The organism is Roseofilum acuticapitatum BLCC-M154 (genome assembly GCF_030068475.1).
Taxonomy (GTDB): domain Bacteria; phylum Cyanobacteriota; class Cyanobacteriia; order Cyanobacteriales; family Desertifilaceae; genus Roseofilum; species Roseofilum acuticapitatum.
Genome location: NZ_JAQOSP010000052.1, coordinates 40149 through 63896, shown reverse-complemented (window position 1 = coordinate 63896; position 23748 = coordinate 40149). Strand labels below are relative to the sequence as shown.

The 23748-nt window shown below is 44.3% G+C and carries 15 protein-coding genes and 1 tRNA gene; 8 read left to right on the top strand and 8 right to left on the bottom strand.

Going from position 1 to position 23748, the window contains the following annotated elements; genetic code table 11:
* The first annotated feature begins 17 nt into the window (after positions 1-17).
* The 6 genes from PMG71_RS07580 (at position 18) to xseB (ending at position 7109) form a co-directional block, all read left to right on the top strand.
* On the top strand, positions 18-1256 hold the full coding sequence (locus tag PMG71_RS07580) for a cache domain-containing sensor histidine kinase (RefSeq protein WP_283753053.1): 1239 nt from the start codon (positions 18-20) through the stop codon (positions 1254-1256).
* Between the two features lie 20 nt (positions 1257-1276).
* Positions 1277-2674 carry a PDC sensor domain-containing protein gene (locus PMG71_RS07575; RefSeq protein ID WP_283753052.1) on the top strand — a complete coding sequence of 466 codons (1398 nt, stop codon included), beginning with the start codon at positions 1277-1279 and terminating at the stop codon, positions 2672-2674.
* Positions 2667-4544: a cyclic nucleotide-binding domain-containing protein gene (locus PMG71_RS07570; RefSeq protein WP_283753051.1), complete on the top strand. Its 1878-nt coding sequence runs from the start codon at positions 2667-2669 to the stop codon at positions 4542-4544. Before PMG71_RS07575 ends, PMG71_RS07570 begins: the two co-directional genes overlap by 8 nt.
* A gap of 14 nt (positions 4545-4558) precedes the next feature.
* The gene (locus tag PMG71_RS07565; RefSeq protein WP_283753050.1) at positions 4559-5323 is read left to right on the top strand and encodes a hypothetical protein; all 765 of its coding nucleotides are present in this window, start codon (positions 4559-4561) and stop codon (positions 5321-5323) included.
* A gap of 135 nt (positions 5324-5458) precedes the next feature.
* Positions 5459-6712 carry an exodeoxyribonuclease VII large subunit gene (gene xseA, locus PMG71_RS07560; RefSeq protein ID WP_283753049.1) on the top strand — a complete coding sequence of 418 codons (1254 nt, stop codon included), beginning with the start codon at positions 5459-5461 and terminating at the stop codon, positions 6710-6712.
* Between the two features lie 157 nt (positions 6713-6869).
* On the top strand, positions 6870-7109 hold the full coding sequence (gene xseB, locus PMG71_RS07555; protein WP_283753048.1) for an exodeoxyribonuclease VII small subunit: 240 nt from the start codon (positions 6870-6872) through the stop codon (positions 7107-7109).
* Between the two features lie 7 nt (positions 7110-7116).
* Here xseB and PMG71_RS07550 read toward each other — a convergent pair whose 3' ends face one another.
* The 4 genes from PMG71_RS07550 to PMG71_RS07535 all read right to left on the bottom strand — a co-directional run bounded on the left by PMG71_RS07550 (position 7117) and on the right by PMG71_RS07535 (position 10719).
* A complete protein-coding gene (locus tag PMG71_RS07550; RefSeq protein WP_283753047.1) occupies positions 7117-8304 on the bottom strand; it encodes a DNA double-strand break repair nuclease NurA in 1188 nt (395 codons plus the stop codon).
* A 31-nt stretch (positions 8305-8335) separates the two neighbouring features.
* Positions 8336-8767: a hypothetical protein gene (locus tag PMG71_RS07545; protein ID WP_283753046.1), complete on the bottom strand. Its 432-nt coding sequence runs from the start codon at positions 8765-8767 to the stop codon at positions 8336-8338.
* A gap of 107 nt (positions 8768-8874) precedes the next feature.
* Positions 8875-9657, bottom strand: coding sequence for an HAD family hydrolase (locus PMG71_RS07540; RefSeq protein ID WP_283753045.1), 783 nt, complete (start codon positions 9655-9657; stop codon positions 8875-8877).
* A 989-nt stretch (positions 9658-10646) separates the two neighbouring features.
* Positions 10647-10719 (bottom strand) — tRNA-Ala (locus PMG71_RS07535).
* Positions 10720-10857: 138 nt separating this feature from the next.
* On the opposite strand from PMG71_RS07535, the gene PMG71_RS07530 reads away from it, so the two are divergent.
* Both PMG71_RS07530 and PMG71_RS07525 read left to right on the top strand, forming a co-directional pair.
* The gene (locus tag PMG71_RS07530) at positions 10858-11931 is read left to right on the top strand and encodes a RuBisCO accumulation factor 1 (protein WP_283753044.1); all 1074 of its coding nucleotides are present in this window, start codon (positions 10858-10860) and stop codon (positions 11929-11931) included.
* The gene (locus PMG71_RS07525; protein WP_283753043.1) at positions 11928-12410 is read left to right on the top strand and encodes a P-loop NTPase family protein; all 483 of its coding nucleotides are present in this window, start codon (positions 11928-11930) and stop codon (positions 12408-12410) included. Before PMG71_RS07530 ends, PMG71_RS07525 begins: the two co-directional genes overlap by 4 nt.
* Before the next feature lie 5 nt (positions 12411-12415).
* Here the strand turns inward: PMG71_RS07525 and PMG71_RS07520 are convergent, their stop codons facing one another.
* The 4 genes from PMG71_RS07520 to PMG71_RS07505 form a co-directional block, all read right to left on the bottom strand.
* On the bottom strand, positions 12416-14275 hold the full coding sequence (locus PMG71_RS07520) for a two-component system response regulator (RefSeq protein ID WP_283753042.1): 1860 nt from the start codon (positions 14273-14275) through the stop codon (positions 12416-12418).
* Positions 14268-17660 (bottom strand): PAS domain S-box protein, encoded by a 3393-nt coding sequence (locus PMG71_RS07515; protein ID WP_283753041.1) that lies wholly within the window; start codon positions 17658-17660, stop codon positions 14268-14270. The genes PMG71_RS07520 and PMG71_RS07515 overlap by 8 nt, the downstream gene beginning before the upstream one ends.
* Positions 17661-17670: 10 nt before the next feature.
* A complete protein-coding gene (locus PMG71_RS07510; RefSeq protein ID WP_283753040.1) occupies positions 17671-20499 on the bottom strand; it encodes an ATP-binding protein in 2829 nt (942 codons plus the stop codon).
* Positions 20500-20582: 83 nt separating this feature from the next.
* On the bottom strand, positions 20583-23345 hold the full coding sequence (locus tag PMG71_RS07505) for an adenylate/guanylate cyclase domain-containing protein (RefSeq protein WP_283753039.1): 2763 nt from the start codon (positions 23343-23345) through the stop codon (positions 20583-20585).
* Between the last annotated feature and the right edge of the window lie 403 nt (positions 23346-23748).

Here is a 23748-nt window from a genome sequence, read left to right as displayed (position 1 = left end):
ATCATGAGGCAACCCGAATGAAACGTTGGCATAATAGTTTACTGATCCAGCATGTAGGATATTTTTCTCTCTTGTCCCTAGTTACCGTAGTGGGATTGGCGATCGTCATTTATTATCAATCCGTTGAGCTGCTCAAAAAATCCATTACCAGTCAAATGGAAGTCGTGATCTCCATCAAAGAAAATCAGATTGATAACTGGTTTTCCCAACAGCATAAAACCATCTTATTAATTTCACAAACTCCCACCATTGTGAACTCCTATCAAAACTATCTCAATACCAGCGATCGGCAATCCTATCAAGTGCTGAAAAATTACTTTAACACCATTTTAGAAACCGAAAATACGATTCAATCCTTATCCATCTCCACCAATAGCGGCATTGTCTCTATCTCCACTCAAGGAGAAGAAGAAGGAAACTATCAACCGTTGGGAAATACCGTTACTTACTTTACAAAAGAAAACTTAACGACTGTTCGCCCTACCTTATACACTTCTCCAGTAACCAGAGAAACAGCCATGACATTCGCAACCCCCTTACTCAACGATCGAGGGGAAAGAATAGGGGTTTTATCCGTTGATTTATCCCTAGAAAAAATCCATGAAATCATGCAAGAAGCGACTGGACTAGGAGAAACCGATGAAGCCTATTTAATCCGCAAACAGGGACAAGAAAATCGCTTTGTAGACACCCAAAACACAGACTTAGCCGATCAATGGATACGAAGCGCAGGAATTGATGCTGTCATGTCGGGTCAAGATGGTCTTGATTTTTATACTAATCACCAACAAGTAGAAGTGATTGGAAGTTACCGATGGCTAGAAGATAAAAACTTAGCAATTTTAGTAGAAATCACACGAGAAGAAGCTTTTCAAGTGTCGGGAACCATTGCCAAAAATTTACTCCTGTGGGGGTGTTTGGTTTCCGCTATTTTGCTGTTGGTTGTCTATATTTTATCCCGCAAAGTGACTCAACCTATTTTAATAATCGCCAAAAATGTTAATCAAGTGACCGAGGGAAGCTTAACTGTAAAATCTCAAGATTTAGAGAAAGTCAGTCGTCGAGGAGACGAAATTGGACAATTAGCACGGGGATTTGATGAGATGATTAAAGTAGTTGATTCTCGCCAGCAAAATTTAGCCGAGCAAGTACGGAAACTTAGAATGCAAGGTGCTAATTTAAATCAAGCTCAGGAATTAGAAATGGCTTACTTCAAAGCCCTAAAACGTAAAGCTCAATGTATTAGAAATAAATAATAAGTAACACAGGTTTATTTATGGTTTCTCTCAAAAAAATAATTCCTATATTAACGGTAACTCCGTTAATGGCAACATTAACATTTACTTGGATTTTAGCTAATTATAATGAGCGTAAAACAGTAGATGAACTCTCCCAATATTGGATTCGGGAATCGGTCAACCAAATTGAAAGTAATATCCACATGAATCTGCGGCAACCTGAGATTATCTATGAACTGAGCTTAAATCATTATCGATCTAATCCATCCATATATAATAATCCACAAAATTTAACACTTATATTGTATAATAAAGTTCGACTATTTACATCCATAAATAATATTTATTTTGGGGATGTAAATGGAGATTTTATTGGCGTTAAACTTAATGATAGCGGACAAATTACACAATCTTATGCGGGCAAAGAAACAAATCATGAATTAACGAGTTATACGCTTAATCGGGAAGGTAAACGGGGTCAAATCATCAGCAAAAATCCAGTATTTCATGCTACCCATCAACCTTGGTATCAAAAAGCAGAAAAAGCCAACAATCTGGTTTGGAGTCCAGTCTATCCAGATTTTACGACTCGCCAATTAGCAATTACCGCAGCTCAAGCAGTACGAGATCGACAAGGAAATTTAGTTGGAGTTTTTGGTGTTGACTACTTTCTCAATACGCTCCATGAATTTCTTCGAGATGTATCGATTAGTAAAGCAGCAAAAGTATTAATTATTCAAGACAATGGTCAATTGATTGCCAGTTCCGATCCCGATCCTTTAACCATACTCGATCCAGAATCAGAAACTCATTGGATGATTGCGGAAAGTCCAGATCCTATCATTCAAGAAGTTGGAAACAGATTGATTAACCAATTTAGTGATACGAGTCTCATTCAGGAAGCAAAACAGTTTGTTTTTTGGCATGATAATCACAAATATTTTACTTGGGTTGAACCGATCGAAAATGATTGGGATCTACACTGGATTGCGATTATCATTTTGTCAGAGTCGGATGTCTTTAATTCTGCCGATAAAAATTCGATTCTATTTTTTTTGTTTTTGACTGCGATTATTGGTAGCATTTTCGCTGGATGGAGTATGCATCAATTGGTTGTATCTCCACTCTTGCAGTTAAATAAAACTGCAAGACAAATCAAATCTCAAAAATTTAATCCTAACAAAATTGCTGGTTTAGTCAAACGGAATGATGAAATTGGTCACTTTAGTCGTGTCTTTGAAGAAATGGTCTTGTTGATTCAAGAGCAGCAAAGCAACTTGGAAAAAAGAATAGAAAACTTAAGCACCTATAAAACCAAAATCACGGATTCTGAGGAAGAACATAAATCTCCTGAAATAACTTTAAGCTACTGGGACTACTTAAAAGAAAAATCTCGGCAAATTCGCCAAAGTAACACGATCAAGAAAAATGATTAAAGGACTATCTATTAAATATCGTTTGCCGATTATGATTGTTGCACCATCTGTTTTGATGGTAGGATTAATTGCGGTCGTTCGATTTCAAAAAAACCGGAAAAATATTAATCTTGTTTCTATTGAGTTAGCCCATACTATAACGGATCATGTGGACGATAAACTTCGGGATTATTTGTCTGTTCCCCATAGCATCAATCAACTCAATCTTGAAAGTATTGACTTAGGCACTCTGAATCCTGATAATTTAGGCGGCTTAGAATCTTACTTTTGGCAGCAAATTCAAATGTTTGAGGGTGTTACCCATCTATACTTTGCTAATCCTGAAGGTGAATTTAGAGGTGGAACGCTTCTTGAATCAGGAGAAGTAGGAATTACAAGAGCTGGAAAATCTACTAATTCTAATTTAATGACTTATGCAACCACTCCGGATGGCAAAGCCACTGAAATCGTTCAGCAAACCTCAAATCACGATCCGCGTCTTCGCCCTTGGTATCAAGCAGCTCTGAACTCCGATCAACCGATTTGGAGTAATGTTTATCGAGATTTTGATACCCAAGAATTAGGGATTACTGTGGCACAAGTGGTGAAGGATGCTCAAGGAGAAGTTAGGGGGGTTTTGGGGGTCGATCTGCTGTTTCGGCAGATTAATGAGTTTCTGCAAACTTTAACGATTGGTAAGACGGGACAAGCTTTAATTATCGATCGCGAAGGCTTATTAATTGCCAGTTCTAATCCTCAAGTCGTTGCAGAATTAGAGAGTCATGCTAATCGCTTAAATATGGCCGCGACTGAAAATCCGTTAATTGGGGCGATCGCCGAAAACTTATTAGCAGAATTTGGCAGCTTTTCTGAAGTGGACAGTACCCTGAATTCATCGTTTCGCTGGCAAAGGAAAAAAAACTTTTTTCAAGTTAAAACATTTCGAGATCAGCTCGGCTTAGATTGGCTGATTATAGTCATTATTCCTGAATCAGATTTCATGAAGCAAGTACAACTTCAAGCTCGGATTACTCTGCTTTTAGAAATCGTGATTTTGTGTGCTGCTGTAGGAGTGGGTTTAGGGGTCAGTCGCTGGATTCTACAACCCATTTTTCAATTTAGTCAAGCGGCGGATGACATTAAATCCCAATCGTTTGCTCCGCAAACCCTAGAGAATTTAACTCAACGTGAGGATGAGGTGGGGGAATTAGCTAGAGTGTTTGTCGATATGGCGCTGGAAACGGGCGATCGCCAACAAAGCCTCCAAGAACAACTCAACCTCCTCAATTTTCAGATTGGTCAATCCAAAGAAAACCCCTATGAACTCACGGCTTTGAAAAAATGGCAGAAAAAAGCCTCCTGTATTCGCGCTGTTTATGACTACCACCCCCATCTCCCCCAACTTCTCGCCCAAGTCCCCTACTATCAACACCTCACGGCTGAACAGTTAGGGCAGTTAGTCATGGAGGGCAAGATTAAACGCTTTCATGTCGGAGACTATATCTGTCGGGAAAACGAACCCGGAGATGAGTTTTATATCATCCTTACCGGTTCAGTTCGCATCTTTGTTGAGAAAATCAATAAGCCCTTAGTCACCCTCACGGCGGGAAAATCCTTTGGAGAACTGGCTCTCATGCTTGGGGGAAATCGAACTGCAACGGCGATCGCGATCGAAGAAACCATCCTCTTCTCCATCAATCGCCCCAACTTTGGCAAAGTCCTCCACCAATATCCCCAAATGGCCGAACAAATTGCCCAAGATCTCCATCGTCACCAAATTGAACTCCAAGAACGCAAACAACTGCTCGCAGAATATGGTCTACTCGAAGATGGAGAAACCGACCTCTTACAGCAAATTAAATCTCGGATGAAAACCCTCTTTAATCTCTAGCTCCAGCCATCACCATGAACGCCTATCCCCTCATTACCTGTCACCTTAACCCTCGTTCTAGAAGCGAAAGCAAAGCTCAATCTGATTCGGGTTTAGAGGTGGGTAGCCCAGAATTTGCAGCTTGGATACTCCAGCACAAAAAATTCAAATTTCACCTCCATTGGCAACCCTTAAACTATTCAGTCATTTATCGGATCACTTGTTATTTACGCTCCGATCGCTCTTGGTATGCCTCCAAATGTATCGGCGGCATTTTCAAACAACATGAATTAGGAAAAACCAAGCACCTCAACACCGCCAAACTCATCGAAGCCGTCCAATGGTTATGTCCAGACCCTCAAATGATCCTCCCCACCTTACCCCCTGAATCCGAAGCACCAGCAGATCCCATTGTGCAAACTCGCAAACCCAAATTCAATCAAGCCTTATACTATCAACTCCTTCTAGAAATCGAAGACCTACAGCAACAGTTAGAGCAACTCTGGCAAGATAACCAAAAACTAAAACTCGATCGCGAACAACTCTGGCAGCAACAGAGCCAGAGCCTCAAAATTAATCAAGAACTCCAAGCCACCATTGAACACCTGATTGCCGAGCGAGAAGAGTATCAAGAGCAACTTAAGAGCCTCACCCAAGTCGTCCATGAACTGGGAACCAAACTCCAATCGGTTAACTTAAAAACCAATCCTCGCTGGTACTATGCCAATCGCTATTATCAACAGTTGTGCGACATTTTAAACCCCGTAATCGAAAACCCAAAACAGAGCGCCGAAGATTGACAAACTCCCCGAAGCTTGGGGGTATAGTCCTACATTAGGCTGTCCACGTTCCCATAAAGTAAAGAAAAGTTTACTATCTGTTATCTTGTAAAAAGAACACCTAGCTTCTCTTAAACTTCGCTTAAAACAAAGATAATGAGTTTTCCTTTACCCAATTTATTAGTGCCTGAAAGAGCGCTGTCTGTGAGTGAATTCACTCGATATTTACAAATGCGCTTGGAAGGTGATGAACAGCTTCAGCAAATTTGGATTACGGGTGAAGTCTCCAGCGCTAGTCAATACAATAGTGGATTATTTTTCACCCTACAAGACCCAGAAGCAAAAGCCAGTCTAAATTGTGTAGTCTGGAACTCTGCCCTATCTCGACTGATGACTCAACCGACTGCGGGTGCTAAAATTGTGGTGTTGGGAACCCTGCGAATCTATCCCCCTAGGGGCCAATATCAATTAATGGTTAATCAAGTGCTTCCAGGGGGAGAGGGATTACAAGCGCTGCGCTATCGGCAATTGCGCGATCGCCTAGCAGAGGAAGGCTATTTTGATAGCGATCGCAAACAACCCATTCCTTCCCATCCCCAAATTGTCGCCGTGATTACCTCACCTCAAGCCGCCGCCTGGGGAGATATTCAACGTACCCTCAAACGCCGTTATCCCGGCTTGCATGTCCTCTTTTCTCCTGCTCTAGTACAAGGTGAGCAATCCCCCAATTCCATTATCAAAGCCATTCAACGGGTAGAAACCGATGGTCGAGCCGAAGTGATGATTATCGCCAGAGGTGGAGGAGCAACGGAAGATTTAGCCGCATTTAATGATGAACGAGTGGTCAAGGCGATCGCCAACTGTTCCATTCCCATTATCTCCGGCATCGGTCACCAGCGCGACGAATCCCTCGCCGACTTAGCCGCCGATCTCCATGTTCATACCCCAACTGCTGCGGCAGATCGTGCCGTCCCCGAACTCTCTACCCTAGAGAACGAACATCAAGAGCGCACTCTAACCCTGATCGATGTCACTCAAAACTCCTTCAACCAACATCAACATCAACTGAACCTCCTGCAAAATCGTCTGCGTCGTCTACAACCCGATCGCCAAATTGCACGAGAAGAGCAAACCCTAGACTGGAAGCGCCGTCAACTGATTCAACTGACTCTACAAACCTTGCAACAACAAACCCAAAAATGTGACTATTTGCGCCAAAAACTAGCCACCCTCGATCCTCATAATGTCTTAAAACGGGGATATGCTCTCGTCCGTAGCGAAAATGGGGAAATTATCCGCTCTGTCAGTTCCCTAAAATCAGAACAGGAGTTATCGATTGAGTTGGGTGAAGGTAAAGTCAAAGTCAAAATTATAGAAACCCTGGGTCAGGGATCTAGCTTAGGAACTTAGGAGTGTATTCCCTATTACCTATTCAAAGGCATTAAGCATCCTAAGCTATTTATAGGCGTGACGGCCCCAATAGAGCAACCTTTTCACCTTTAACAACCTACTCTCTCCCGGTTCCCTGTCCCCCTATTCACCCTCTCCTCAACCCTTCAGGTTTATTATGCCTAAATCTTCCAAACGTAACTCTACAGCACAACCGGAGTGGAACTATGAAGAAACGGTTGCCCAAGTCGAAGCCATTATCAGTCAAATGGAAACCGGAGATCTGGACTTAGCTGAAGTCTTCGATCAATTTACTCTGGCGGTAGAATATCTCAAAGAATGTGAACGATTTCTTGCTCAAAAGCGATCGCAAATGGATCTGATGATTGAAACCTTAAGCGAAGAGCCAGAGTTTTGATCCTAATTTAGGCGATCGAACCCCGCTTACGCGCTTCTTTATAGGATGTCCCAATATTTTTCAAACCGGACTTAATCATCTGTTGCTCCAACAAAACAAAAAAACGATGGCGATCGCCTCCTCGCACCACGGCTTGATTATGAGCTTCCGCCAAGGCTACCGGATAACCATAGCCTTTAGCCACTTGAGAGAGAGTCACACTTAAGGCTTGCTCCAACAACTGAGCGTCTTTAACCACCCATTCGGGAACCTCCACACGGGCAATCTCTGCCCCCACATGGAGATAACAAAAATACACGACTTGTTCTCGATACTGCTCTAAAATTCGTGCCGAAGAGCGCCACAATCCACTACGCTGTGACGGTTGCAGCAAACTTCCCCAAACCGAACTATCCCGCAGAGGCTGTAAAACTTGACAAGGAGCCTTATCCGTTTGTCCACCGCAATGACTCCCACAATTGGGTTCAGGATAAGGACAATGGGCAAGACGGAGAAAATTCAGCGCCTCACCACTGCGGGAAGAACTCAGATACCCCACCAGGGGAATACGATGCTGTTGGAGGGTTTCCCAAGCCTCTAAAATGGGGGGCAAAATGCGATCGCGAGCCTCAACCGGTAGGGGATCTAAATGCCAATAAATCAGAGAACCATCCACCATCGCCAGTTTGGGCAATTTTCCCCCCTCTTCAGAAGCGACACTTACCCCCAATTCCGCCAATACCACCGCCTCCGATACCGTGCGCCGATAAGCCATCCATTCATCCGTGCGAATTCCCCATTGGCGAGAGACATAAAGATCTTCTGGGCGATAAAAGGCTTCAGGGAGACTATCGAGAAGAGGGGCAAGATTTTGGCCATAGTGTAAAACGACTCGTCCCGTATTAATCAGATAGCAATAGGCAATTTCATGGTGGGAGGGAGCCATCTGAGAGCCGTCGGTAGAGATCACGGTATGGACTGGCTCGGCGCTCTGAATATCAACGACTGTATCTAAGGGTTCGATGGGAAAGGCAGCATTAAAGCTAAAGTGACTCGACCATTGCTCATAGGACGAGATTAACTCATCAAGGCGATCGCCCGCTTGAGCTAAGGTTTCTCTAGCCCGGTTGAGGCGTTTCTGAGTAGCGGTGGCTTCGTCTTGCAGATGCTGGCTGATGCCTTCCATCTGACGGGCGAGTTTATTAAAGTCGAGCATGACATCAATTAAAAATCAAAAATGGGCGATATCACTCATCGGTAGAATCAACTTCCTGATTCTGTTGATTGAGCAGGATATCCAGGATGCGGCGATTCTCCGTTTGCAGTCCCCGAATCTCTTCTTGTCGTTGATCCATTCTTTGAAAGAGTTGCTGCCGCTCCTCTCCTGCCTCTGCTGCGGCATTAGCTAGAGCTTGAATGATACGAGCATTACTTTCAATTAGGCGATCGTGTCGATCGACATCCGTCCTAGTTTGTGTGGAGGCATTAGCTAAAGCTTCAATCACACGAGCATTACTTTCAATCAGGCGATCGTGTCGATCGAGATCTGCCTTAGCTTCTGTGGAGGCATTAGCTAAAACTTCAATCAGGCGATCGTGCCTTTCAGCCATATCGATCAGTCTCTCGATCCGATCTCCTAAACGGTCTAACCGCTCATCATCCCAGCGCTCTGTAGTCATCAATAGGTTTCCTTATAATCTCCTACTTTTAGCTTAAACTAGAAATAGTAGAAAGCCTTGAGAAAGAGCTAGACCCAAGCCCCTGATTAAATTTATAAACTGGGTTTCTAACTCTCCGCTAATAGCCACTGGTTTAAGGGTTGGCTAAAGGTTTCTAAGGATAGGGACTGAATGCGAGGATGGATGCTGGCGGCTTGTTTTTCGGCAGGTGTATTGTAACCCCAGGTAGCCAAGAAGAGTTTCACGGTGGTTAATTGGGGATGTTGAGCCACAGAGAGCAGGGTTTTCCACCGATCTTCGACGAACCAAATCCGTTTTTCTGCGGGGTTGAAGGTGAGCAGAGTTTCGGTTTTGGGACATTTGCTGCTTTTGCCGATGATGCGATCGCCAGGAAAGTCGATAGTTTCCATTTGTAGCAATTCCTGGACAAACCGAGCTTCTTTGGTGGTAATAATCACCAGTTCCAGATCTGGGTTTGCCAGCAGCGATCGCAGTTGGGGCGCAATACCCGGATAAAATCGATGCAGAGACAACCACTCTGAGCGGTTCCTTTGGATTTGGCGATCGCGTCTACCATCAACCCCATCCATAATTTCCCCAGCCTTCAGTCCATCTCTAGCCATAATTTGCTGGCATATTCCGCGCCAACTGCTTAAAATTTCCTCCTCTGAAATTCCCTCCACCATTGCCCGAATTAATACCGGCATTTCCCAACCCGTTTCAATCACCGGCCGTAGGCGATAGAATCCTTCTGCCATTCCTGGCAGTGGGGCAGAGTCAGAAACCTTCCAAACCTGAGTATAGGTTTGCCAAGCCGTTTGAAAATACTCAACCAATCCATCACACAATACCCCATCAAAATCTAGGGCGAGAACCTCTGGAATATCCATCCTGTTTGCTGGCTAAAACACTACCGGCTAGGTTGACATACTCACCGTCCTAAAGGAGCGGTGATTCTCGACGCTTCACCGACTGATGCTACCGTTCGCCCAGCGTCGCCGCAGGCGATAGTAGTCTTACTTGCGTCTCCACGTCCGTTTAAAGTCTCCCAATGCCCTATGGCGACTTGTTTGATTGTATCCCAATTTTCGGTGTCTCGTTGATAAATCGAGCCGGGTCTATAATGACTACTGGAGTTCTCCTCCAGACATAATAGAAGATCTCGCCCGCCCAATTGACCAATTCAACGACCTAACCGGGTCTAACGTCCCCCGCCCCAAAATCCCCCTCCCCTGGACAAATCCAGGAGAAGCAGAGAAAGACATAGAAAGCGCCGGCGCTTTACCGACGGGAGATGGAGCCAAAAAGGAATTTCCCCCTGACATTGAAGCAATAAAAGAAAAAATGCTCTCAGGGAGTGGAGAGCTGTCTATGTCAGAAGTTGAATCCTTACCGGGAACTACCGGGGTATGTTTTGACAAGCATTGAAGATCGGTGGATAGGAGCTGGGTCAAGCACTGGTTACAGCCACATCTATGGGAAAGAGGTAACGTACGACTATGCTGGGGGGACTGCCCTGGGATTTCAAGTGGACTCTATCACTGGGAATTGGAAAGCCCATAAGGGCTGAAGGATTTCCGTAAGTTTCGGAAGGTGGTGGAAAGCGGGCTAGTGTCCCCGGTAGAGAAAAACTCTTCTATCAAGAATAAAGAGAAAAACATGCCTTACGGCCGCCATCCGGAGGAGACAGCAGAAATCAAGGATGTAACCGACAAATGATTGTGTCCACATTGTACAAAACTGGGACAAAGGCGATCGCCTAAATCTGGGGACAATCTACCCAGATCAAGCCCAGTTTTGTGCCGATATTAGTACAAATCTGGGACAAGCCAAAACCAAGGGGACAGGGGCAATCCTCGAAATCCTTATAGGATGGGGATGGAGCTAACCGGACTCGAACCGGTGACCCCCTCAATGCCATTGAGGTGCTCTACCAACTGAGCTATAGCCCCTGAAGTCCATTTATCAATATGCCTCGATCGCCGATACTTTGTCAAGCCCTCAATCCAAAAAAATTCTTCAACTTGAGCCGATCGCCCCCCAGAAAGCGATAAAGTAATGACAAGATCTTTGAGTGAACAGTCACGGCTATGAGTTATTCCCCCTATTCAGCTCCCCATGCAGAACCCATTGATGCAGATGCCCTGCTCCTACAACTGCGCCGCAAACAAGGCACATGGGTAGAGTGGGGACAGGCCTGTAGCCAACTACAAAAGGCGGGATATAAACCCGATCGCATTTTTGAAGAAACCGGATTTGAACCCGTACAACAAAATCAGGTCATGGTTGCCGCCCAAGTCTATACCAGCTTAACCAAAGCTGAAATCAACGAAACCGTGCGATCGCACTTTTATCAGAAAGGCTCAGATATCCTCTACGAATTCCGTATTCTCACCCAACCCCAACGGGTCGCTGCTGCTGAATTTAGCCTAGACCGTAACCTGGATGCCGATCAAGCCCATGAACTAGCCAAAGCAATCAAAGACTTCTCCCGCAGTTCCCCGGCTCAAGGATTTTCCCAACATCCCGGTGATATTATGGCCTATCAATGTTGGAAAAGTGCCCGCGAACACAAAGATATTCAAGAGCGATCGCGTCTAATTGCCAAAGGTCTACGTTACGCCCACAGTGCCTCAGCTCGCCAAAACCTAGAACATCTCCTCACCGATTTTACCGTCATTGCCCAAAAAACAGCCCCCAGATTACCCGTTTATCGCCTAGAATCAGCCGATGAATCTCCCCGCGTCATTCCCGTTGTCGGTCAACTTCCCCTTACCCTGGATGACTGGAAGGCCGTACCCTTTATTGAACCCCTCGACCCCTTTGGAGTCGTTCGTAGCGAGGGCGCATCCGCCTTTGTTGCGGTTCCCGGATGGGCAATGATTCGGGGAATGGGCGATCCCGTTGCCCTATTAGGCAACAGTGACCAATTGCCCCAATCCATCTCAGAGCGTTCAGAAACCCTTTTAATGTTAGTCGATCGCCATCAACGAGAATGGGATAGCGATCGCTATTTTCTTGTGGAAATAGACGGTCAACTAGAGCTACAATGGTCGGAAACCGAACCCGATCGTCCCATCTTAGGACAACTGGTCTTAATTCTACGTCCCCATCGCATCTTAGATGAGGACTTTACCAAAGAACTTTGGCAAGTAGAAGAATGAAAATCATCCTTCTCGGTAATGCGGGGGCAGGAAAAAGCACCATGTCCCGTCGCTTAATCGGCGATCGGCCCATTCCCCGTCTCTCCTTAGATGAAATAGCCTGGAATCCAGGGCCAGAACGCAAACCCCTAGAAGAAAGCATCGCCCTTTTGCTCTCCTTTATTCAAAACCATCCAGAATGGGTCATTGAAGGCTGCTATGGCGATCTCATCGAAGCCGCCCTACCCTACTGTACCGAACTCCGCTTTCTCAATCCAGGCATCGAAACCTGTATTCAACACTGTTATCAACGACCTTGGGAACCCGAAAAATTTGCCTCTCCCGAAGACCAGCAAACCATGCTTCAGGTTTTAGTTGATTGGGTCAAACAATACGAAACTCGCACCGACGAATACGGACTCTTACAGCATCGTGCCCTTTACGATCAGTTCTCTGGACAAAAACAGGAATTTAACCATATCAAAGAGTACGATCATTAGGGCGATCAAACTGGCCAATGGGGAACTTTAGCTAATAACTCTCCCATAGCTTCCCCATCTAAGGGCTTAGACATAAAATAGCCTTGTACTTCTTCACACCCCATTTTAGAGAGTTGAGCCAGTTGAGAAGCCGTTTCTACACCTTCACCCGTCACCGTAATATTTAAATGATGAGCTAAGGTAATAATCGCTTCTACAATTTCTGCATTTTCTCCTTGCTCTCCCATTCGACTGATAAATGAACGATCGATTTTTAGGGTATCGATTGGAAAACGGTGTAAATAACTTAAAGAAGAATAGCCCGTACCAAAATCATCAATACTGAGCTGAATCGAGCGTTGCTTAAGCTTGTCAAGGGCATTATTGGCTAATTCTGGATTATCCATAATCGCACTTTCAGTAATCTCAAGCTTCAAATTTTTGCTATCAAATGTTGTCCTCAATAAAATGCGATCGATTTGATCGATTAACGTCGATTGATTAAATTGCTTGACTGACAAATTGACACTCATTTTAACCTCTGAATTAATCCAGCCTTGTTTGCGCCAATACTGAAACTGAGTACAAGCTTCTTGTAATACCCATAACCCAATAGGGACAATTAAACCCGTTTCTTCAGCAATGGGAATAAAAGCAGCAGGTGAAATAAATCCCTGTTGGGGATGTTGCCAACGAATCAATGCTTCAAACCCAGAAATATAGCCAGTTTTTATAGAAATAATCGGCTGATAGTAAAGCACAAATTCTTGATTCTCGATCGCCAATCTTAAATCCGTTTCGATCTGAAATCTCTTTTGAGTATTTTGACGCATAAAAGCATCAAATACTTGATAGCTTTTATGGCTACCTTTAGCGCGATACATAGCAATATCTGCATCCCGGAGAAGTTGCTCCGGTTCTTGATAGTCAGGGGTACTAAAAACAATCCCAATGCTGGCATTTAAGAAAATTTCTTGTTGATTCCAATGAAATGGCCAAGTCAAAGAATTTTGAATTTTTTGTGCCAGATTAATAGCAATTTTAACATCTTCAATGTTATCCATCATAATAGCAAATTCATCACCGCCAAACCGAGCTAAAACCTCACTAGAGCGCAAACAAGATTGTAAGCGACGGGCAACGGAAATCAGTACATGATCGCCGACTAAATGACCTAAAGAGTCATTAACCATCTTAAAGCGATCGCAATCCATAAATAAAATAGCAAACTTATAAGTTTGATCTAATTTAAACCGCTCCAAAGCTTGAATCAGACAATCCATAAACCAGACTCGGTTCGGTAAGCCAGTGAGCGCATCATGGGATGCCATATGGAGCAACTTTTGCTGAATTTTCTGTCGCTCTGAGATTTCACACTCTAATTTTTTATTAGCACTAATTAATTTTTGATTCATTTCTTGCAGTTGCTCTGTTCGCACTTGCACGCGCTGTTCTAGCTCACTATTGAGTTTAGTGATTTCTGCCTTAGCTTTCGTCAGGGCTAGTTGATTTTCTATGCGGGCAATCACTTCTTCAAGATGAAAGGGTTTAGTGATATAATCAATTCCCCCTACTTCAAAGGCTTTGACTTTATCAATGACATCATCTAAAGCGCTTAAGAAAATAACTGGAATATCCTTAGTGAGAGGATCGGACTTGAGATGTTGACAGACTTGATAGCCATCCATGTCCGGCATTTTTATATCTAATAAAATTAAATCTGGAGGAATAGTTTTAGCCGCAGTAATAGCCATTTGACCATTAGTCACCCCTCGTACTTTATAGCCTTCTTCGATCAAGCTATTGGATAACAGACGTAAATTATTGAGAGTATCATCGACAATTAATAAATTCCCCTTAGAGGAAGTTTGACCAAGGCTATTCATGGTTAAAATTACACTGAGCTATTTTCATAATTCGATCAAAACAAAACCGATCGACTAAACTCGCGATCGCCTTCTTCACTGCTCCATACTCTTCTGGCAATTGAGCTAAGAGTTGATAAACCCCGTCTGCATCAGCTCCCGCAGCACAATGATAAAGTTCGATCGCCCAATCTTCAGGAATTCCCTTAAGATTACTCTCCTCCAATAGATTCTCCGGTAAACTGGGGTGAACATTGGTAAGGGTGCTTACACTGTCTATGGGCCCATAAAGATAACGAACTCCGAGATACTTTGCTATTGTCTCAAAAATAGCGCTCTCTTGGAATGGCTTCACAATCCAATCATCACACTCAAAAGAGCGATCGCCCCCTTCATCAGTAACGGGATGGCTCATTAACCCAATAATGATGATCTCGTGATTCCCCAAAGATTGACGAATCATCTGTATGACACTACATCCATCGATCGCCGATATTTTCATATCTATCCAAATTAAATGGGGTTTCCAAGACTCGCATACCTCAACTGCTTCCTGTCCATTGCACGCTTCGCGTACCTCAAAGCCAACAGAACTGAGTAACTTCACTAATAATTGTCGCATTTCCCATACATCTTCAGCGATCAGAATACGATAGGTCGGTTGACCCGGAACCAAACCGATGACGGGTAAAGGATCGGGTGAAGGCGCAACTTCCGTTGGCTCAACCTCCTCAAAAGGTAAATCAAACCAAAAACGAGCGCCCCCAGAACTGGGACAACTCACATAAATTTTCCCGCCCATTAATTGCACGAATTTCTGGCTAATGGACAATCCTAAACCGGTTCCTTCTCCTGACCGACGACCTAAACTGGTTTGTACAAATGGCTCAAAAATTCTGTATCTTTCTTTGGCGGGAATTCCTGGCCCCGTGTCTTCAACTTCAAAACATAATCGCTGGTTATTTGAATTTTTACTCACCTTCAATTTAACTTGACCCTCGGAAGTGAATTTAATAGCATTATTTAAGAGATTGATTAAAACTTGACTTAATCTTCCTTCATCTCCATCAATCCATTTCGGTACATTTTCTGCCCAATGAACTTCCATTATTAATCCTTTCTGATAGGCTTTTATGCTAAACATTTTCCTGAGTCTTAAAAGCATTTCATATAAATCAAAATCCTTCCTATTAATCGATAGTTTACCGGATTCTATCTTAGATAAATCCAAAATATCATTGATCAAAGATAACAAATGACTGCCTGAGTTTTTAATAATGCTCAAAAATTCTTTTTGTTCACTAGCTACAGCCGATCGCGAGAGCAATTGAGTAAAGCCCAAAATAGCATTTAAGGGAGTGCGTAGTTCATGACTCATGTTAGCTAAAAACTCACTTTTCGCCTGATTTGCTGCATCCGCCGCTTCTTTAGCTTGTTGCATCTGAGCTTTAGCATGTAAGGCTTGAATAATCTGTTGGGATTTTTGCTCAATCTCATGAACAGATTCTGCTTGCTTGATGGCAATTCCTAGTTGTTTGCCTAAGCGGATCATTGCCTTGATTTCCCAGGGCTTCCAAGAGCGAGGATAAGCAGTCTGATAAGCGGCTAACAAGCCCCAAAATCGATCGCCTTGTAAAATGGGTGCAATTAAATAAGATCGAATTTGATGGCGCTGAAAAAATCGTAAATAACAGGATGGAAACCCACGAGAAAAAATATCATTGGCTACATAAATTTCTGATATATTGTTTTGCTTTATCTGTATCTTTAAAAAACAATCGCTTAGGTGTTCAGTAAACTCTTGATAAGCATAAGGAAGTTTCACGAATGAGCGCTGATCTTGCCCTAATGACTCGGCTACAAATTGGCCGCTCCAATCAGAATTAAACCGATAGACAACGGTGCGATCGCACTTCAATAACTGTCTGGCCTCATAAGTCACGGTGCTAAAAATCGTATCCACATCTAGAAATGCCCTGGTTTTATCCACGACTGTATCTACTGCCCGCTCAGTCTCGGCTTGCTGCTTTAGCTGCCGTTGAATTTCCTTTTCCCTCTCCTGATTTGCCTGTTGCAGCGCCACTTCCATTTGCTTGCGCTCCTGAATATCAGAAATAATGCCAATAAACTGAGTAGGTTCTCCCATCCAATCTCGTATAATTGAAACCGCTAAATACACCCATTGCACTTGTCCATCTTTGCGGAGATAGCGCTTTTCGAGGTTATAGGTCTGACTATTACCGCTTAAGAGGTCTTGAACATAAGCTTCCTCAATTGCCAAGTCCTCTGGATGAGTCAATTGACGAAAGGTCATGGTAAGCAACTCAGCTTCGGTGTATCCTGATAATTGACAATACCGTTGATTCACCTGTACCAATTGTCCTGAAGGAAGACCGAAGGCAATTCCCACGGCAGCTTGGTCAAAAATAGCTTGTAATCGCTCGTCCCGCTCCCATAAATTTAACTGAGCCTGTCGCCGTTCACTAATGTCCCGCAAAGATACCACTAAGGCTTCTACTCCATCCCATTGCACCGGAGCGACACTAATTTCACTCACTCCTAATACTTCTCCCCCATGGGTAATTTCGATTTCTGCCGTTTGTCCAACCACCATGGGCAATCCCAAGGGATAATCGATTAATTCAGACAGGGGTTTGTGGAGAATGCTCTCGGCTGATGGATTGGCAAATAAGACTTTTCCCTCTTGGTCAACAATCATCATGCCATCGGAGGTACTGTTAATTAGGGTTTCCCATCGAGCTTCGACTTCCCGCAGTTGCTCTGTGGTTTTTTTGTAGGGGGTTAGCACTTGTGTAAAGAGAATAATACCGCCAACTGCTCCAGAATAAGTATACCAAGGGTGAATTTTCCAACTAACCCAATCGAGAGAGCCATCAGCCCGATAAAAGGGGTCTTCTTCACACTCTTGGATTTGCCCGGTTAAACAATATTGATGAATGTCTTTCCAGTGTTGGGGAATGTCTGGAAAGACTTCGTAGTGGGACTTGCCGATGATGTCTGTTTCTTGTAAGTTATACATCTCCAGCCATTGCTGGGAGACCTGGAGATAGTGCATCTGACGATCGAAAATGGCGATCGCCCCTGGAGTATGTAGTATTAATAACTCTAAGAGATTTTTTTGAACCTTGATCTTCTGTCGCTGGAGTCGGAGATAACCATAGCCCGCGATCAGACTTCCAGTGACGATTGTGACTAGACTACTTAGAACTAAGCAAAGATGACACTCAAAACCGGTTTCCAATGGACTCAATGGGCGCTCTTTACCAGAAGATGACTTAACCGGTAAGCATTGCAGTGCAACAGCCAACCCTAAAATCAGGAGCAGACTGGAAGACCACCCCAGCACCTGTAACCCTATATGTCCTTGTCTTTTCCCCCGCTTCATTTTCCCCTACCTAAGTTCTCGATACTTGATTATTGAGTCGCAATGCTTCTTGAGAAATTTCTACCAGCTCTTCAAACTTAAACTGATTAACACAACTGGCTAGGGTTTCACGCAACTGTATCTGTTCTGCTGACAGATGCTCAAGGAGTTGCAAAATTTGCTCGCCATCGGCTCCTGCGGCAAAATACTGCAATTGCTCCAGCCATGTATCGGGCATCATGGACAATTGGAAAGGATGAATTTCTGCTGACTCTCTAAAAACGTCGGGGACTTCTTCCAAGGTCTCATACACATAATCCACCCCAAGATAATGCTTCATTTTCTCTAAAATCACTGACTCTCGGAAGGGTTTCCGCACAAAATCATCGCATCCAGAAGAGAGAACTAAGGCTTTTTCTTCCTCAAATACGCTGGCCGTTAGGGCAATGATGACAGTAGCTTGGCCATGAATATGTTTTTTAATATACTCAGTTGCCCCATAACCATCCATGACAGGCATTCGCATATCCATCCAAATTAAGTGGGGTTGCCAATTTTCCCAGACATCAATGGCCTCTTGACCATTTTCAGCCTCTTGCACCTCAAATCCCAAGGGGCCGAGTAATTGTAATAAGAGTTGCCGATTACTCCAGCGATCGTCAACCACTAAAATTCGATAGGTCGGTTGACCCGGAACTAAGCCGATGACCCTCTGAGAGGGATCGCTACGCTCAATACTAAGATTTTCTACTAATTCGACCGTAATCTCAAACTCAAATCGGGTTCCGATGGGCGAGTTAGCCATAGGAACCGGTTGGAGTGGGTTGTTGGCTTGGGTAAACGCTGGAGTAAATTGATATCCGCGACTGATAGCGGTTATCTGCCCTCCCATCAATCCAACAAACTGATGGGTAACCGTCAGACCCAATCCAGTTCCCTGTTGGGAGCTGCGCCCGGACTGGGTTTGGACAAAGGGGATAAATAGGCTAGAGAGTTCTTCTGGCTCAATGCCGATACCTGTATCTTCGACTTCAAAGTGGAGTTGATGGGGGCTATTGCCGGGTTTTACCCGTAGGATAACCGAACCTTCACAGGTAAATTTAATTGCATTACTCAGAAGGTTGATGAGGACTTGGCGCAGTTTGCCTTCATCAGTGCGGATGTAAGAGGGCAGACTGGGATCGAGGTCGATTTCTAGGGCAATGGCTTTGAGTCTGGCTCTGAGGGCAAATAATTCTTGTACGGTTTCGACCAGATGTTTGAGGTCAAAGTCGTTGGCATTCAGTTGCTGATGACCGGCTTCTATTTTGGACATTTCTAGGACTTCGTTAATCAGTCCGAGTAGGTATTCGCTGGCACGATGAATGATATTGAGATGCTCGCTTTGTTGAGGGTTTTGACGACACTGGCGCAACATGAGTTGAGTAAACCCAATAATGGCATTGAGGGGGGTTCTGAGTTCATGACTCATGTTGGCCAGGAATTGACTTTTGGCTTGATTGGCTTGTTCGGCTGTTTGTTTGGCTTCTTCGAGTTCGAGGGTGCGCTCTTGAACTCGCTGTTCTAGAGTGTTGAAGGAGTCTTGAAGCTGTCGAGCCATTTGCTTGAAGGAGTTGGAGAGCTGCTCTATTTCTCGAATGCTGGTTATTTTAATGGGGTATCCTTTAGGGGAGGCAAGGGTATCAAGTTTTCCTTGGGCAATGGCTTCGCTGACTGCTGCTAGGGTTAAAATGGGGCGGGTAATCCAATCGGCGGTGAGTATCCCTATGGCGATCGCTACCATCAGGGAAATGGCACATAATACTATGGTGTTGTGCGTATTGGCTTCTATTTGGGCTGTAAAGTCGGATTCAGGAACGACGACCACAATCAGCCAATCGAGACCATAGTCATCTTGATAGGGCATAACTTGCACAAATTGATGGTCTTTCTGGATATAAAAGTCGAGTTGTTGGGCTTGTTGGATTTGCTCTAATGAGCCTAGAGTATTTAATAAATGATTGGTGGTGGCTTGAATGATGGGATCTTTGCATTGGCGGCCCTGAATGCGTTGGGCGATTCCATTTTCGATCGCAAAGGGTTGGGGTAAGGTGGAACTGGCCACTAATGCTCCGGAGCGCTCTAGAATGAAGGTTTGCCCGGATTCTCCGATTTTGAGGGTGGCGAGAAACTCACTGATTTGGGTCAGAAAAAAGTTATTACCTAAGACTCCAATCAAGTTGCCTGCATCATCGCGAATCGCAACACTGGCGGGGATAGCCATGCGAGGATAGGCATGATAGGTAAAGATCGGCCCCCATACTTCTCCTTCTGTTTGCAGGGCGGCTTGATACCAGGGGCGATCGCGGATGGGAAAATTGGGGGTTTCGCCGAGCAATTGAACCGGAATATTTTGGTCAAGTAAGTAAAATTGAATACTACCACCCGTGGCTTTTCCCGCGATCATAAGTTGTTTTTCCTGGTCTGTCCCACGGGAAATCCCTATAAATTCATTTTGTTCGCTACCAAAAAATACGGAATCAATGGGATCGAACCGTTGGATTTGTTTGAGAAAATGCTTTTGGAGTTGGGGAAAATTGTCGATCTGTAAATATCCTAATTCCACGACATCTAGAGTTGCTTGATTGACTTGATGGGGAATAGTCAGATATTCAGAGAGTTTTTGATCGATTCGTTGACTGACTTCATAGCGTAAGTGGCTGGCTACTTCATTGACTGCTTTTTTGCCATAGCGTACAGAAAACCATCCCGTTAAACCGACTATCATGACAATCTGAAGAACAAACGGGATAATTAGCAACAATTTCAAAGGAATCTTGGCATTGAGATCCCAGCTATTTTGAGGATGTAAAACAGCCATAAAGGTTTATAAAAAACTAATAAACGGAAAAAATTAAAGAGAGATTTTAACAACGGTTCAAAAAAAAGTATGGGGATCTGAGTTTATTGGCCTAACAGCCAATAAGTAAACATTTCTCCTTTGCCCTTAACTTCTATTTTACCTCGTTCGTGAAAATGATAGTTATTTCTTAACAATTCATAAGTTTGATGGGTCACCTGAATTTGTCCGGGTTCTCCTTGGGACTCCATCCGGGAAGCCACATTTACGGCATCTCCCCAGAGATCGTAAATGAATTTCCTTGTGCCGATGACTCCAGCAACAACGGGGCCGGTATTAATGCCAATCCGAATTTGGAAGGGTTGATGAAAGGGGGTTTCAAACTGACGGATAAGGCTTTGCATTTCCAGAGCCATATCGGCGATCGCCTGGGCATGATCTGGACGCTCTACGGGGAGTCCTCCAGCGACCATATAAGCATCGCCAATGGTTTTTATTTTCTCTAATTGATATTTTTCGCAAAGATGGTCAAATTGGGAAAAGATGCGATTGAGGAGTTCAACTAATTCATGGGCCCGTAGATTGCTCGATAGGGGGGTAAATCCGACTAAATCGGCAAATAAGATAGTTACAGATGGGTAATGTTCAGCAATAAGGACTCCTACTTGCTGATGGCTGAAGTCATTCTGTTTGAGTTGGTCGGCGATCGTCTGGGGGAAAATATTCAAGAGTAATTGTTCGGATTTGGCTTGCTCTAAACGCAGAGAATCTTCGGCGTTTTTGCGTAAGGTAATATCTTCAATTACGCCTAATAAGCCAATGACTCGATCGTTGGCATCATGGATGGGAATTTTACTAATATCGAGCCAAATGGGTTCGCCATCTTGTCCCGGTTTGACTTTTTTGGCGATCATGTGGTGTTGCGGGGTATCACTGGCCATAATTTCCCGGTCTTTGGCGCGAAATTCGTCGGCCAGATGAACGGGTAATAAGTCATAGTCGGTTTTGCCAATTACAGTTTCTGGGCTTTCTAATCCGGCGGCTTCTGACCAGTTGCGATTGCAGCCTAAAAAGACGCAATCGGTATCTTTCCAAAAAACTTGTTGGGGAATATTATCTAAAATGAGCCTTAAATATTGCTGTTGTTCCCGCAAGGCTAAGATGGCTCTATGGCGATCGCTGATATCATAGGCAGCATAGAGAACACAAGGATGTCCATCCCATTGGATTTTTGCCCCCGATAATAAAAGGGTTTTAATTTCCCCAGATGCGGTTTTCAGTTCGACTTGCTGATGGTGTAGGGTTCCCTGGGTTTCTATGACTTGGACTAAGCGCTGATGCTCTTGAGGATTGACCCAAAATTGGCGTTCGGTTTCTCGATGGTGAAGCAGGTTTTCTAGGGAATAGCCGAGGATTTCACAAAAGCTATCATTGACTTCGAGTAAACAGCCATCGGCGATCGCACTAATAAAGAGGGGATGAGGACTTAAGCGAAACGCGGTTTGAAAATGCTCCTGAGCTTGTTCTAAAGCCTTGGTGCGCTCTTGGACTTGAAGCTCTAAGTTTTGGTTCATTTCTTCCCAAGCTTGGAAGGAGATGTTGAGTTGATGAACCATCTGATTAAAACCTTGGGCAAGTTGGTCTAATTCCTCAATCCGTCCTCCGTAGATTTTGGGCACTGTTTCTCCCTTGGCGATCGCCTTTACGCCTTGACTCAGTTGGAAAATGGGGCGACAAATGGAACGACAGATGACTAAACCCAATCCTAATGCACCGATTAAAGCAACCGCACAAAGGGCGATCGTGCTGCGAGTATTGGCATTAATTTGAGCCATAAAATCGGCTTCAGGAATAATCACCACCACCACCCAATCGAGTCCTTTTAAGGACTCTTCTGAGGGTTGCAGATTATGGCTGACGGTGGTCATCTCTAGAAAATAGCGCTCTCCTTCCCATTTCATCATCAGCTCTTGATGTTCTTCTAGGGAGGCTAAGGCGGCAATTTGCTGGGCTGCTTGCACAATTAAGGGATTTTGACTTTCAGAGGCTTTAATCCGTTGACGACCGTCTGGAGTCTCAATAAAGGGTAATTCAGGCGTAGAACTGGCTACCAGTTTACCCGATCGCTCCATAATAAAGGCTTCACCGGTGTCGCTAATCTCTAAACTGGCTAAAAAGTGACTAATTTGGGTGAGCGTATAATCTACACCCAAAACTCCTTTGAGGGTTCCTTGGTCATCATAGAGGGGTAAAACCGGGGTAATGCCCAAATCTTCAGAAGCAGAAAAGAGGTAAATAGGTGACCAAGTGGCTGTTTTGGCTTGGACTGCGGCTTGATACCAGGGCCGGGTACGGGGATCGTATTCGGCACTGCGGATGAGTTGATTGGTGGGATTGCCTTGTGCATCTAAGTGATAGATATTACGGTTTGGGGCGCTATTGAGATCGCGACGATAAACGCGGGGAGTGGGATCGCGGTTGACCATGATAAAGTCGCCTTGGGTGTTGCCGTAATAGAGCGATCGCACCCAGGGATGAATTTGCACTTGTTGCCAAAAGTAGGGTATGACTTGATCGAAGTTGTCGGGATCAAAGCGTTGGGAGGCGATCGCCGCTTCATTCATCTTCAAGAATAAATGGGGCGTATCGGCAAAGCGCTTCAGATGTTCTTGAATGCGATGGGTAACTTCCCCACTCAGACGAGTCGCGAGTTGATTGACCGATTTTTGACCATTGCGAAAGGACAAATAACCAATTAATCCCACCACTAAAGCCAATTCCAGGACGAAGGGAACTACCAATAGAAATCGCAAAGATAAGGTAGAACGGTCTTTGAAGGGAAGAGGAAGAGGTTGTTTAGTGGACATAATGGATTGCCCTAGGGACTGACCATATCATACCCATCCCTTGAGAAGACCCGCTCTGACTTCCATCACTCCCTAGAGGAGAATTTCAGACGGCTCATATCAAGTCCGGTTTCCGCAAGCGGACATGAAAATTTGTTAAGAAGCGGGCAAGATGCCTGCACTCCTCGAATTCTTTGATCTGACTGGAGTGGGAGCATCTTGCTCCCTGGATTTTTAATGAGGGTATTTCCGCTTCGCGGACATGAATAAGCGACCTTGATATCATATCAAGTCCGCTTCAGTTGTTAAGAAGCGGGCAAGAGGCCCGAACTCCTCGAATTCTTTGATATGACTGGAGTGGGAGCATCTTGCTCCCTGGATTTTTAATTAGAGTATTTCCGCTTCGCGGACATGAATAAGCGAA